Origin of the sequence: Rhodococcus sp. 66b, assembly GCF_002076325.1 — a bacterium.
Lineage (GTDB): Bacteria > Actinomycetota > Actinomycetes > Mycobacteriales > Mycobacteriaceae > Rhodococcus_F > Rhodococcus_F erythropolis.
In genome coordinates this window covers 310,469-323,208 of the sequence record NZ_MUZB01000004.1, presented here as the reverse complement: position 1 = coordinate 323,208, position 12,740 = coordinate 310,469, and the positions used below count along the sequence as shown (strand labels likewise).

Genomic DNA, 12,740 nt, shown 5'->3' with positions numbered 1-12,740 from the left:
CTAGCGTGCACACGAATGCCTTCGATCGAATATCCAGACGTGGCCTACTGCAGGGATCGGCGGCTCTCGCCGGCGCAGTAGGTCTCGGTGTCGCTTCGGCGAGCCACGCCGGTGCCGAGGTTCCGGGTGGCAGCCCGGGATTCGCGCACGGCGTGGCATCCGGTGACCCGTTGCCGGATGCCGTGATCATCTGGACCCGCATCACCCCAACGGCGGACGCAACGCCAGGTTCGGGCGTCGGGGCGGCGGTGACGCTCAACTGGCAGGTCGCGACCGATGAGGGGTTCGCGAGCGTTGTGGCGTCGGGAAGTGTTGCTGCTTCGGCAGAATCCGATCACACCGCGAAGGTCGACGTCACCGGACTCGATTCGTCGACGACGTACTGGTACCGATTCACTGCGGGTTCGGCTGTTTCTCCGGTGGGACGCACCCGCACGGCTCCGTCGAACTCGGCAGATCTCGATCGTCTCCGCTTCGGCGTCGTGTCCTGCTCCAACTGGGAAGCAGGATATTTCGGTGCTTATCGCCACCTCGCATTCCGCGAAGACCTCGACGCGATCATTCATCTCGGTGACTACATCTACGAGTACGGGCAGGGGGAGTACGGCGCGCGGAACGGATCCGTTCGCCTTCACGAGCCGGCCCACGAGATCATTTCGCTGGCCGACTACCGAATTCGGCACGCGCAGTACAAGACCGACCCGGATCTGGCTGCTCTTCACCTGAAACTCCCGTTCATCACTACGTGGGACGATCACGAATCGGCCGACAACGCGTACCGGGACGGCGCCGAAAATCACACTCCCGGTATCGAAGGCGATTGGGCAGATCGAAAGGCGAACTCGGCCAAGGCATATTTCGAGTGGATGCCTGTCCGCCCGTCGGGTAGTGGTTCGAGCGTTCAGCTGTATCGACGGTTCCGCTTCGGGAATCTGGCCGAGATCTCGATGCTCGACCTGCGTACCTACCGCGACGAGCAGCCGACGATGAAGCAGGTCGACGATCCGTCACGCACCATTACCGGACGCGCACAGATGGATTGGTTGACCAGCGGAATCGTCACCTCCCCGACGCAGTGGAAGATCGTCGGCAATCCGGTCATGATCACGCCCTGCGTGTTCCCGCCGCTGGAACCGGCGACCACCGCGGCGTTGACCGAACTGGTGGGAGTGCCGCAGGCCGGTGTCCCGTACAACACGGATCAGTGGGACGGGTACACCGCCGACCGCACCAGGCTTTTCGACGCGATCACCTCGAACGGTGTGGACAACACCGTCTTCATCACCGGTGACATCCACACGTCGTGGGCTTGCGACCTACCGACCAATGCCGCGAACTACCCAGGCGGGCCGACTGTCGGCGCCGAGTTCGTCGTCCCGTCGGTGACGTCGCCCAACATCGACGACATGCTGAAAGTGCCGCCGCGAACGGTAACCGTTGCGGCAGAAGAAGCATTCAAGGCCGTGAACCGACACGTGCGGTACGTCGAACTGGACTCGCACGGCTACGGCGTATTCGAAATCGCCCGCGAAGGTACTCAGATGGATTGGTACTACGTCGACGATCTCACCAATCCGCAGAGCAATGCGCACTACGCCGTGAGCTACCGTCTACCGGCAGGCGCGGGCAGTAGAGTCTCGCCCACTTCGGCCGCCCTCGATCAGGCCTCGTACCGACCAGGAGTCGACCAGTGAGTATCGAAGTTTCGCGTCGTAGCGTTCTGATCGGTGGAAGTGTTGTCGCCGGAACGGCATTGCTCGGAACGCCCGCTCGCGCGAGCGTTCCCACCAGCGCAGGCATCCCAGACCTGGACGTGCATGTCATCGTCGTCGACGGCATGCGTCCGGACGAGCTGCGATCGGAGCTCACCCCGACGCTGACCGGGCTTGCGGCCGGCGGTATTCACTACCCGGACGCCAGCGCCATCACGATCGCGGAGACGCTGCCGAATCACACGGCGATGATGACGGGAGTGCTGCCGGCGCGTTCGGGAGTGCCTGCAAACTCCGTCTACGATCCGTCCATCGACAAGAAGCGTGACCTCGATCGGCCTTCCGACCTGCAGGCATCGACGGTTCTTGATCGGGTGCGCACCGAACTCGGATTGACCACTGCGAGTGTGCTGTCGAAGCACTACCTCCACGGGCTGTTCGGTGACCGCGCCTCACTGGTGTGGGATCCCCAGCCGCTCGTTCCCGGCACGGAGCACGCGCCGGACAACTTCACGATCGACGCCTTGATCCGTATCGTCGGCGGGAACTCGCCGCGGCTCTCGTTCACCAACCTCGGTGACGTCGATCGGGTTGGGCACCTGGATCTGTCCGGTCCGTCCATCCGGATCGCTCGCACGGCCGCACTTCAGAACACCGACAACCAGGTTCGCCGCTTCGTCGACTTCCTTCATGACACGGGTCGCTGGAATCGGAGCATTCTGATCGTGTTGGCCGACCACTCCATGGACTGGTCGGAGCCCGCGCGGCTCATCGGACTCGATCGACCGCTGAACGCGGACCCGTTGCTGGCAGGCAAGATTCGAATCGCCCAGAACGGTGGCGCAGACCTGATCTACTTCGTCGGACCCGATGGCGAACGGGCGGAAGCCGTCAGCCGGATTCAGCAGATCGTGGATGGTGTGGACGGCGTCGAATCCAGCCACCTCCCCGCCGAATTCGATCTCGGCACCAATGCCGGTGACGTCGTTGCGTTTTGCGCCCAGGGCTGGCGGTTCAGTGATCCGACTCCACTGTCCAACCCGATTCCCGGCAACCACGGCCATTTCGTGACACTGCCCATCCCGTTCTTCCTCAGCGGCGGGCATCCCGCTCTCGACGGTGGACGGAAGATCGACACGCAGGCTCGCACGATCGACGTCGCGCCGACGGTTGCGGCTCTGCTCGGCCTCGGTGCACCTGCCGGCGGCTGGGACGGCGTCGCCCGCACGACGGGCGTGACGCTGAACGTCTAACGAGGATCGCGGCCGGTCAGGGCAATCAGCTTGTCCTGCAACGACGCATCGTCAGGAAGATCGACGGGAGCGGAGAACAGGCCGCTCTCGGCGAGCATGTCGCGCTGCCCGTCGAGGTCGGACCAGACGGCCTCGACGAGGTCTGGATCGAGTCGCTCGTCTGCTCCGACCGCTCGCGCGAGATCCCAGGTGTGGATCGTGACGTCCGAGGTCTGCTGGCGCAGATAGGGTTCCACCTTCACTGTGCCGTACGAGAGGTGAACGTGGGCACTGAGGTCCGTCGATTTCCACGCTTTGATGGCGGCATCGGAGTACTTCTGCCATTCGGTCCACAGGTCGTCCCCGACGGGAACGATGTCCGGTGTCGCCTCGCCGACCGTCAGTCCGGCCAGGAGCGGCGGTACCCACTGCTGCTCCTCGATGACGTGGCGGACGAGGTGTTCGACGTGCCAGTCGGAGTCGGGCGTGGGTGCGTTCCAGTCCTCGACTGCGGCGAGTCGTGAACCGAATTCGCGGTGGGCGGTGAGCACGAGTTCGAGCCAATCGAATGCCATCACTCGAGGGTAACCCGATCAGCGTGACGTTAATCGGTGCGTGAGGCTTCGATTCGGTGAAGACTGTCGAGGTTGTCGCTTAGTCGAATCGAGGAGTTTTCATGACCGTCTCCACCGTCACTCTGGCCGAAGGTCTCACTGTCAGCGCCCAGGGATACGGCGCGATGTCCGTCGCCCCTGTCTACGGCCCGGTGGATCCGGCCGAGGCGCTTGCCACATTGCACCATGCGGTGGACATCGGGATCACGTTCATCGACACCGCCAACGTGTACGGCGAGGGCTCGAGCGAGCGAGCGGTGGGAGAGCTTCTCAAAGACCGCCGGGACGAAGTGCAGTTGGCGACGAAGTTCGGTCTGGTCGGCAACATCGCCAACGGTCAGCGCGGGATCAACGGAGACCCGGCCTACGTACCGCAGGCACTCGACGAGTCTCTGGGACGACTCGGCGTCGATCATGTCGACCTCTACTACTTGCACCGGGTCGACCCGAACGTTCCGATCGAAGACACCGTCGGCGCGATCGCAGAGCAGGTGAAGGCGGGCAAGGTCCGCAACATCGGCCTCTCCGAGGCGACCGGCGATGAACTGCGTCGTGCGTACGGGGTGCATCCGATCGCGGCGATCCAGTCGGAATGGAGCATCTGGAGTCGGGACGTCGAGAACAAGGTAGTACCCACCGCCGCGGAACTCGGAGTCGGATTCGTGCCCTTCTCACCTGTGGGCCGAGGCTTCCTGGCGGGATCGTTCGATGCGGAGACGCTCGGTGACAACGACCTGCGCCGACGCTTCCCACGCTTCTCGGACTCCGCGCTCCCTGCTAATCAGAAGGTTCTCGACGTGGTCCGCGCCGTCGGTGAGGAGCTCGGCGCGACGCCTGCACAGGTTTCCCTGGCATGGCTCGATGCCAAGGGCCGGCAGTACGGGTTGCCTTCTGTTTCGATTCCCGGCACGCGGTTCGCTGCACGAGTCACCGAAAACGCCGGAGCGTTGGACATCGTTCTGAGCGAAGACCAGATCGCTCGCCTCGACTCCCTCGCCGCGATTACCGAAGGCTTCCGTTCGGCTGATTTGAATTGGGTCTCTCAGGGCCGCGAATAATCATGTCCTGAGCCTTGCGAAAGACAGGAGTAACATACAGACCCGATGAAAAAAGTGTGGTTGGTCTGGGGTGTCGGTGTTTTTGCCTACGTGATCGCCGTGCTTCACCGCACTTCGTTCGGTGTCTCGGGTCTGTCTGCTGCTGATCGGTTCTCGATCTCGCCCAGCGTTCTGTCGAGCTTCGTCGTGCTGCAGATCGTTGTGTACGCCGGTATGCAGATTCCGGCGGGAGTTCTCCTCGACCGCTACGGTTCGCGGATCATGATCGCAGTCGGTGCGTTCATCATGATGTCCGCGCAGTTGGCTCTCGCCTTCACCGAATCGCTGCCCGTCGCGATCGGTGCACGTATTGCCGTCGGTGCCGGGGATGCACTCACCTTCATCTCGGTGTTGCGGTTGGTACCGCAGTGGTTCCCGCCCCGGCAGGTGCCGTTGGTCTCGCAGTTCACGGGCATCCTCGGTCAGCTGGGCCAGGTGATGTCTGCGCTTCCGTTCATGTTGCTGTTGTCCGGACCGGGCTGGACTTTTGCCTACGGCAGCGCTGCCGCTGTCGGACTGTTGGCGTTTGCACTGGCGTTGAGTGTCATCCGCGACGCGCCTCCCGGTGCCGACGTGGTCGCCGTGCCGGCCGGCGCCAAGGAGATCGGGCGACAGATCAAGACGGTGTGGATGCGGCCCGGCACCCGCCTCGGGTTCTTCAGCCACATGGGGACTCAGTTCTCGATCACGACGTTCGCGCTGCTGTGGGGTGTGCCGTACCTGAAATCGGCTCAAGGCCTCGACTCCACGACGGTCGGCTCGCTGCTGACGCTGTCGGTCATCTCGGCAATCGTGGCGGGCCCGATCCTCGGCATTCTCACCGGTCGCTATCCCATGCGTCGATCGTGGTTGGTTCTCACCATCATGGTCGCCAGCGCGCTCATGTGGACGATCGTGCTTTCACGAAGCGAGCCGTCTCCGCTCTGGTTGTTGACGATCCTGGTGGTCGTCATCTCGGTGGGTGGACCGGGTTCGGTGATCGGCTTCGACTACGCGCGCACATCCAATCCGAGTTCGGCGATGGGCACCGCACAGGGCATGGTCAACATCGGTGGATTCCTCGCTTCCCTCATCGTGATTCAAGTGATGGGCGTAATCCTCGGACACATGGGCGGGTACACGTTCGACGGATTCCGCGTCGCCTGGATGGTGCAATATCCGGTCTGGATTCTCGGCATCGTCGGTGTGCTCGTCACCCGAGGCAAAGCCCGGCGAGCCCTCGCGGCAGAAGGCGTACACGTACGGCCGATTCGCGAAGTCATTCGTCGCAACAAATAACTCGATCGCATCGGGTAATTCATCCCCTGCGGGTGAGGTTCCCAAGCGTCCGAGCCACCAGGCTTGATGGATGAACGACGCAATGAACATCGGACCGGTCGAGCTCGTGGTGCTGGCATTCCCAGGTTCCACTGTGGATCCTGAAGCCGTCGCCGCGCTGCAAAACGTGGTGGAACGAGGTTTTGTCACCCTGCTCGACCTCGTGTACATCGCCAAGGACGCCGACGGACAGGTGTCACAGATCGACGTCGACGAAGATCTCACAGAGATCGGACTGGCGATTCTGTCCATCGAAGCCAAGGCATTGATCAGTGACGAGGATCTGGACGTGGTCCGTGAGTCACTCGAACCAGGAACGTCCGCCGCAGTCATCGTCTACGAGCAGACGTGGGCGCGTGAGCTCGCGTCGACGGTTCGCGGCGGCGGCGGCGATGTAGTCCTTCACGTTCAGGTACCGCGCGAGGTAGTCGTCGCAGCGGTCGAAGCAGCATTTCAGTAGCGACAATTACCCAAGGAGTTCGGCATGGTTTTTCGAGGTGGACGCAGAGGGCGGCCGGGGTTGCTCGGCACGGTGGCGCGCACTGCGGTAGTGGCTGGAACCGCAAAAGCGACGTCCAACGCCATGGATCGACGGAGTCAACGGAAGGCCAGCGAGCAGCAGCAGGAATACCAGCAGGAGTACCAGCAGCAACAGCCGCCGCCGCAGGTCGCACCCGTGCAGTCCGTTCCCCCTTCTGGCGCGGACGATCTGGTCTCCAAGCTGCAGGAGCTGGGTCAGCTTCATCAGTCCGGCGTGTTGACCGACGCGGAGTTCGCCGCGGCAAAGTCGCAGTTGCTGAGCTAGTGCCTGCTGGTTCTTGAAGCCTTGAACGGGTTTACCACACTGGACAATTGAGCATGAAAGGCTGATCTATGATCGACCCACGCGCAGCATCGGCCGCAATCGAAGCGGCGAACTCCCGAGTCACCGAGACCCTGCCGTTCTCCGACAAGACCGATTTCACCGATGCCGAGCGCGGGTTCATCGGCGCGCTCGATCCCGGCGTGGTAACCGGACCCGACGGAAAAGTGCTGTGGGACAACGACTCGTACTCATTCCTGGATGAAGAGTGCCCGCCGACCGTCAATCCGAGCCTGTGGCGTCAATCGAGGTTGGTGGCCAAGCAAGGACTATTTGCGGTGACGGATTCGATCTATCAGATACGCGGCCTCGATCTGTCGAATATGACCCTTATCGAGGGGGAGAGCGGGATCATCGTCATCGATCCACTGATTTCTCGGGAAACCGCGGCCGCCGGTCTTGCGTTGTATCGGGCGCATCGTGGTGATCGACCGGTTGTCGCGGTGATCTACACGCATTCGCATATCGACCATTTCGGTGGGGTCAAGGGGGTGACCACCGAAGACGACGTCGCTGCCGGGCGATGCGTGATCTTTGCGCCAACGGGGTTCGTAGAGCATGCCGTCGAGGAAAACGTCTATGCGGGAACGGCAATGGCTCGACGTGCGGCATACATGTACGGGGCGGCATTGCCTCGAGGTCCTCGAGGTGGCGTCGGTGCAGGATTGGGCCAGACCACCTCCACCGGTACACCGACGCTGATTTCACCGACGGTGTCGATCTCGAAGACTGGTCATACAGAGACGATCGACGGCGTTCGGATCGAGTTCCAGATGACCCCAGGCACCGAGGCGCCGTCCGAGATGAACTTCTACTTCCCGGACTTTCGCGCATTGTGCATGGCGGAGAACGCAACTCATAATCTGCACAACCTACTGACACTTCGTGGAGCGTTGGTGCGAGATCCGCATGTGTGGTCGGCGTACCTGACCGAATCGATCAATCGCTACGCCTCACGATCCGACGTCGTGTTTGCATCCCACCATTGGCCGACGTGGGGGACCGAACGGCTCACCGAGTTCCTGTCATTGCAGCGCGACCTCTACGGGTACCTTCACGATCAGACACTTCGTCGAATCAATCAGGGGTGGACCGGTCTAGAGATCGCCGAATCCATCGAACTGCCAACCGCCTTGGCGCAGGCGTGGCACACACACGGGTACTACGGTTCCGTCAGTCACAACGTCAAAGCCATCTACCAGCGCTACATGGGATGGTTCGACGGCAACCCAGCGCACCTGTGGGAGCATCCACCCGTCGAATCGGCCAAGCGTCACGTGGAGTTCATGGGCGGATCGGCAGAGGTGCTCCGAAAAGCTCGGGAATCGTACGAGGGCGGAGACTTTCGGTGGGTCGCGCAGGTGGTGAACTACGTCATCTTTGCTGAACCGGACAACGCCGAGGCCAAGACCCTGCAGGCCGATACCTTCGAGCAACTCGGGTACGGCGCCGAGAACGGCACCTGGCGAAACTTCTACCTCACCGGTGCATACGAACTGCGCAACGGTTCGGTGGGTACGCCCACAGTTGCTGCAGCTCCTGATATCACCGCAGCGTTGTCGGTGAAGCAGGTGTTCGACGCCGTGTCGCTCCGTGTCGACGGAGTGAGTGCAGCGAATTCCCACATCGTCATCGATTGGAACATCACCGACGAAAACATCGTGCACCGAACGGAACTGAGCAACGGAGTGCTGATCCACTTCGACGTGGAAGGTGGGTCTGCAGATGCCGGGTCTGTGGATGCGACGTTCAGTTTGAGTCGTCTCGACCTGCTCGGTGTCCTGCTCGGTGGTGCGGACCTGGGCGCCGAGATTGCGAAAGGCAGTATCACGGTGGCCGGCGACCCGGCGAAGCTTGCAGAACTTGCGGGGCACCTTGACGAGCCTGACCCGAACTTTGCGATAGTCACGCCGACGTAGCAGTTTGTGGCAGTCGAATAAGGCTGTATTTCAACGAGTCTCGACTTCTGGGCGCTCCTGAAGTTGTCCGTTTTGTCTCTGGTTATCGAAATTATGTTCGATTAAACTTTCGGTATGAACAGTCGGGAAGCATGGCAACTGGATGGTGAGGACCTCAAGGGTGAGGTTCTCGATCTGGTGCGCGCCCGGCACGAGTTGCAATCGCGGATGGTGTTGCTGATCGTGGAAATGTTTTCCCGTGACGTTCTCGGGGGGAGGGGTTTTCGGGCGATCGCGCAGTGGTTGCATGGTTCGACGAATTTGGAGATCGGTGAGTGCAGTCTGCTGGTCGGGTTGGCGCGGTTGTTGATGCTCGAACCTGTGGTGGGCGATGCGTTTCACCGGGGTGATGTTGATGCGTTGAAGGCGCGGCAGGTGGCGTCGTTTTGTCAGCATCCGCCGAAGAACATGACCCTGGCGGATGTGGACAAGGCCCGCGGGATTTTGTTGGGGTTGGCGTCGAAGAACATCGCGGATTGTGATGCGGTGCGGGCGGCGATTCGGCGGATTGAGAAGCAGTACGGCACGCGTGAGGATGGTGTTCCGGTCGGGGAGGATTCGGAGCGTAACGAGTTCTATGCCTCGAAAGGCTTGTACGGGCGTGTGTCTGTGAAGGGTGATTTGGATGCGGTGAACGGGGCACGGTTGATCACGTTGCTGTCGAGTCTGTCGGCGCCGACGCCGGAGAAGGACGGCGTGAAGGACACCCGTACTCCTACATTACGGCGTGCGGACGGGTTTTGTGAATTGTTGCGCCGGTATGAGCGGGCGGGGTTGGGTCCGATCGAGGGCGGCGTGAAACCGCACATCACGGTGACCGCGTCGGCCAAGGACATGACGGACCTTAAAGTTCTGAAAGACCTCCTGCCGTCCACCGAGGAACTCGGATTCGCGTGGACCGATTGGGTAGGCCCCATCAGCATCGACACCGCCCGGATGCTGGCGTGCGACTGCACGGTCACGCGGATTTTGTTGGATGAGAATGGTGTTCCGCTCGACTGCGGCAAGGAAGCGAGAACGGCGACGGTTCCGCAGCGCCGGGCTCTTGCGGTTCGGGATGGTGGGTGTGCGTTTCCGGGGTGCGGGACGCCGTCGGGGTGGTGCGATGCTCATCATATTGTTCACTGGAACGATGGCGGCCCAACAGATCTCGACAACCTGATCTTGTTGTGCGGTCACCATCATCGGACGCTGCATCATACGGAGTGGCGGGTGGAGATCGGCCCGGATCGGAAGTCGGTGTTCTATCCGCCGATGTCGGTTGATCCGTATCAGCAGCCGATCGGCGGGAACAGCCCACCGACAGCAGCCTAAAGTGAAACAACTCGAGACGTGAGCACCGGGGCACAACCATGCCCTGGTGCTCGCTCAATCCAGGATTTAGTCAAGACAACGTGATGTCGGCAATCAGGCCGTGGTGATCGGATCCCTCGATCTCGATCCGTTCCAAGGATGTCGCCGCGGCGCCTTTGGTGATGATGTGGTCGATACCGACCACCGCCGGATACCACTTGTCGGTCGGGTACGTCGGGATCAGGCCGGAACCCAATTGATCGGCGGCGCTGGTGTATCCGTTGCTGAGGAGATTCCGGAACTGTTTGTTCGAGTACGACGCATTGAAATCGCCGCTGACTATCACATTGTCCATCCCGGCGGCTTCGTCCATGTAAGACCCAAGCCTTTGCTGCTCGGCCGCCCACACCGAAGCCGGCGAGATGTACGCAGGTGCCGGATGCACGGCGAACAATGTGACTGGCTGCGCCAAGCCGACATTCAGCTCTGCGGACAGCGTTTCGGGTGAGAACCCGTCGAGGCTACGTGGATTGGAGAGAGGAAAGCGACTGTAGATTCCGGCCCCGCCACCGCCGTCGGCGTAGGGGATCAGGAACTGGTGGCTCAGAACCTCTTCAAGCCCGGCGGCTTCGAGCGCCTCGGCTTCCTGGTACGTCAACTCCTGGACCGTCACCACGTCGACGTTGCGTTCGCGGACCATCGCCACAAGCGACTCCGGATCCGCTGCACCGACCATCAAGTTGGCCTGCATCAACCGAATCGATGGACCGTTCGCAGACGTCGACTCCCCAGTTCCGACGATGTACAGCGGGCTCACAGACCATCCGAACAGTGCAAGGACGACAAGGGATGCGGCGCATACGATCCACTGACGCCCGATACCCGAGACGACGGCACCGATCAGCGGAGCAATCATCAACAAGGGTGCCACTGACGCCAGAACGATCACGATGTTGTGATCGACGTCCAGCTGAGTTGCGATCAAGGCAACCAAACCCGTCACGATTCCGGCCACACCAACCACGGCCGAAAGGCGGCGAAGAACCAGTCGACGAGGGGTCACGGTATCGGGTTGCATGACATCCATCGAAGCAGAAAGGCGCCGTAGCTCCGGGGAAGCGCAGGTGGAGTCGGTGCGCCCTATTGTTTGCGTCCTATTGTTGCGGATACGGCAGATGGCTGCTGCTGTTCTGACTGACGGAGATCGAGCGGCCGAGTTGGGGGAAGGCGCGTTGAGAGCACGCTGGTCTGTCACAGACTTTGCACCCCGCGCCGATCGGCACGATGGTCGCGGGGTCGTCCGTCTGAATTCCGTGGGAGTAGACCATGCGATCGGCGTAGCCGATGTCGCAACCGAGTCCGACGGCGAAGTTCCGCTCGGGGGCGAGGTACCCGAGCCCGCCGCTGTGGGTAGTGCGCGCCACCCAGAGGTATGTCCGGCCGTCGGGCATCTTCGCGACCTGGGTGAGGATGCGCCCTGGGCTCGCGAACGCCTCGTGGATGACCCACAGCGGGCAACTGCCGCCGACTCTGGAGAAGTGAAAAGCGGTAGCGGACTGTCTCTTCGAGATGTTTCCGGCGCGATCGGTTCTGACGAAGAAGAAGGGAATGCCGCGCTGGCCGTGGCGTTGGAGTGTGGACAACCGGTGGCAGACGGTCTCGAAGCCGACCTCGAACTTGAGGCTCAGCAGATCGATGTCGTATCGCAAGGCCTCAGCGGATTCCAGGAATTGGGTGTACGGCAGTAGTAGCGCGCCGGCGAAGTAATGCGCGAGTCCGATGCGGGCGAGAGCTGCGGATTCGGCACTCAATGATTCATCCTCGGCGACAAGAGAATCGATCACGTCGGCTTGGGTGAAGAAGGCCAACTGCATCGCGATCTGGAACGCGCGTTGCCCTGCCGACAGACGACGGGCGAGGGTGAGTACCGACTTGTCCGGATCGTAGAAACGCTTGGGGCCGAGCTTGTCTGGTTCGTCGGTACGGATCGTCACGGTGACGCCGTGCTGATCGCGAAGTAGTCGTGCCAGTTGCAAATCCACTGCGCCAACGGACAATCCGTTGTCCACGAACATCTGCTCGGCAGCGTCGTCCAGAACGGCGATGTGATTCTTTCGGTCGTAGAAGAAGTCCCGAACCTCCTCGTAGGGCATGGGTACGAGCGACACATCAGATGCGGCCTCGCCGGACAATTGCGTCGAGAACTGGTCCAACTGCTCGGTTGCGGCGTGCAAACGACGGTGCAACATCACGAGGGTGCGTCCGACCGCGGGCATTCGGGCCACCAATTCGTCTACCTCTGCCAGCGATACCTCCCCGGATTCCGAGGTTTCGGCCAAGGCGTGATGAACGTCAGCCACGAGGCGTGCGTCGGAATCGGAGGCGAAGAATTGCACGTCGAGATCGAACTCGGCGTTGAGCTTGAGAAGGACGGGGACCGTCAGCGGTCGTTGATCGTTCTCTAGTTGATTGACATAGCTGGGGGAGAGTTCGAGTGCCTTCGCCAGTGCGGACTGTGACAGGTTTCGTTCTTCCCGCAGCCGTCGCAGCCGCGCTCCCGCGTACATCTTCTTCATCGAATCTCCTCGGTGCCGATCGCGTTCACCCTACCGAGGAGCCATTCGCAACATTCGCAACATTGCAGGATCGTTATTG

The 12,740-nt window shown here is 61.6% G+C and carries 11 protein-coding genes; 8 read left to right on the top strand and 3 right to left on the bottom strand.

Features of this window, described 5'->3' with window-relative positions:
- Positions 1 to 5: 5 nt before the first annotated feature.
- Positions 6 to 1,694 carry an alkaline phosphatase D family protein gene (locus B0E55_RS09615; protein ID WP_080909613.1) on the top strand — a complete coding sequence of 563 codons (1,689 nt, stop codon included), beginning with the start codon at positions 6 to 8 and terminating at the stop codon, positions 1,692 to 1,694.
- Positions 1,691 to 2,965: an alkaline phosphatase family protein gene (locus B0E55_RS09610; RefSeq protein WP_029256241.1), complete on the top strand. Its 1,275-nt coding sequence runs from the start codon at positions 1,691 to 1,693 to the stop codon at positions 2,963 to 2,965. The genes B0E55_RS09615 and B0E55_RS09610 overlap by 4 nt, the downstream gene beginning before the upstream one ends.
- Here the strand turns inward: B0E55_RS09610 and B0E55_RS09605 are convergent.
- On the bottom strand, positions 2,962 to 3,519 hold the full coding sequence (locus B0E55_RS09605; protein WP_020970773.1) for a TIGR03086 family metal-binding protein: 558 nt from the start codon (positions 3,517 to 3,519) through the stop codon (positions 2,962 to 2,964). The two genes, B0E55_RS09610 and B0E55_RS09605, sit on opposite strands and share 4 nt — an antisense overlap.
- A gap of 101 nt (positions 3,520 to 3,620) precedes the next feature.
- Here B0E55_RS09605 and B0E55_RS09600 point away from each other — a divergent pair, with 101 nt between their 5' ends.
- From B0E55_RS09600 to B0E55_RS09575, 6 genes are all read left to right on the top strand, one after another.
- A complete protein-coding gene (locus B0E55_RS09600; RefSeq protein ID WP_080909612.1) occupies positions 3,621 to 4,616 on the top strand; it encodes an aldo/keto reductase in 996 nt (331 codons plus the stop codon).
- Between the two features lie 45 nt (positions 4,617 to 4,661).
- Positions 4,662 to 5,933, top strand: a complete 1,272-nt coding sequence (locus B0E55_RS09595) for an MFS transporter (RefSeq protein WP_007732605.1) — start codon at positions 4,662 to 4,664, stop codon at positions 5,931 to 5,933.
- 70 nt (positions 5,934 to 6,003) lie between these two features.
- Positions 6,004 to 6,432: a DUF6325 family protein gene (locus B0E55_RS09590; protein ID WP_019745274.1), complete on the top strand. Its 429-nt coding sequence runs from the start codon at positions 6,004 to 6,006 to the stop codon at positions 6,430 to 6,432.
- Positions 6,433 to 6,456: 24 nt separating this feature from the next.
- The gene (locus tag B0E55_RS09585; protein ID WP_019745273.1) at positions 6,457 to 6,777 is read left to right on the top strand and encodes an SHOCT domain-containing protein; all 321 of its coding nucleotides are present in this window, start codon (positions 6,457 to 6,459) and stop codon (positions 6,775 to 6,777) included.
- 68 nt (positions 6,778 to 6,845) lie between these two features.
- Entirely contained in the window at positions 6,846 to 8,753 is a 1,908-nt protein-coding gene (locus tag B0E55_RS09580) for an alkyl/aryl-sulfatase (RefSeq protein WP_080909611.1), read from the top strand.
- Positions 8,754 to 8,867: 114 nt separating this feature from the next.
- Complete coding sequence (locus tag B0E55_RS09575) at positions 8,868 to 10,106, top strand: HNH endonuclease signature motif containing protein (protein WP_080909610.1); 1,239 nt, start codon at positions 8,868 to 8,870, stop codon at positions 10,104 to 10,106.
- Positions 10,107 to 10,176: 70 nt separating this feature from the next.
- Here B0E55_RS09575 and B0E55_RS09570 read toward each other — a convergent pair whose 3' ends face one another.
- Both B0E55_RS09570 and B0E55_RS09565 read right to left on the bottom strand, forming a co-directional pair.
- Positions 10,177 to 11,172, bottom strand: a complete 996-nt coding sequence (locus B0E55_RS09570; RefSeq protein ID WP_080909609.1) for an endonuclease/exonuclease/phosphatase family protein — start codon at positions 11,170 to 11,172, stop codon at positions 10,177 to 10,179.
- A 67-nt stretch (positions 11,173 to 11,239) separates the two neighbouring features.
- Positions 11,240 to 12,661, bottom strand: a complete 1,422-nt coding sequence (locus tag B0E55_RS09565) for a short-chain fatty acyl-CoA regulator family protein (RefSeq protein WP_020909101.1) — start codon at positions 12,659 to 12,661, stop codon at positions 11,240 to 11,242.
- Positions 12,662 to 12,740: the final 79 nt, after the last annotated feature.

Excerpts from the sequence above, each read along its gene's own strand:
- B0E55_RS09590 (WP_019745274.1), top strand. The coding sequence starts at position 6,004 with ATGAACGACGCAATGAACATCGGACCGGTCGAGCTCGTGGTGCTGGCA.
- B0E55_RS09595 (WP_007732605.1), top strand. The coding sequence starts at position 4,662 with ATGAAAAAAGTGTGGTTGGTCTGGGGTGTCGGTGTTTTTGCCTACGTG.
- B0E55_RS09570 (WP_080909609.1), bottom strand. The coding sequence starts at position 11,172 with ATGGATGTCATGCAACCCGATACCGTGACCCCTCGTCGACTGGTTCTT.
- B0E55_RS09585 (WP_019745273.1), top strand. The coding sequence starts at position 6,457 with ATGGTTTTTCGAGGTGGACGCAGAGGGCGGCCGGGGTTGCTCGGCACG.
- B0E55_RS09580 (WP_080909611.1), top strand. The coding sequence starts at position 6,846 with ATGATCGACCCACGCGCAGCATCGGCCGCAATCGAAGCGGCGAACTCC.
- B0E55_RS09565 (WP_020909101.1), bottom strand. The coding sequence starts at position 12,661 with ATGAAGAAGATGTACGCGGGAGCGCGGCTGCGACGGCTGCGGGAAGAA.
- B0E55_RS09600 (WP_080909612.1), top strand. The coding sequence starts at position 3,621 with ATGACCGTCTCCACCGTCACTCTGGCCGAAGGTCTCACTGTCAGCGCC.
- B0E55_RS09575 (WP_080909610.1), top strand. The coding sequence starts at position 8,868 with ATGAACAGTCGGGAAGCATGGCAACTGGATGGTGAGGACCTCAAGGGT.
- B0E55_RS09605 (WP_020970773.1), bottom strand. The coding sequence starts at position 3,519 with ATGGCATTCGATTGGCTCGAACTCGTGCTCACCGCCCACCGCGAATTC.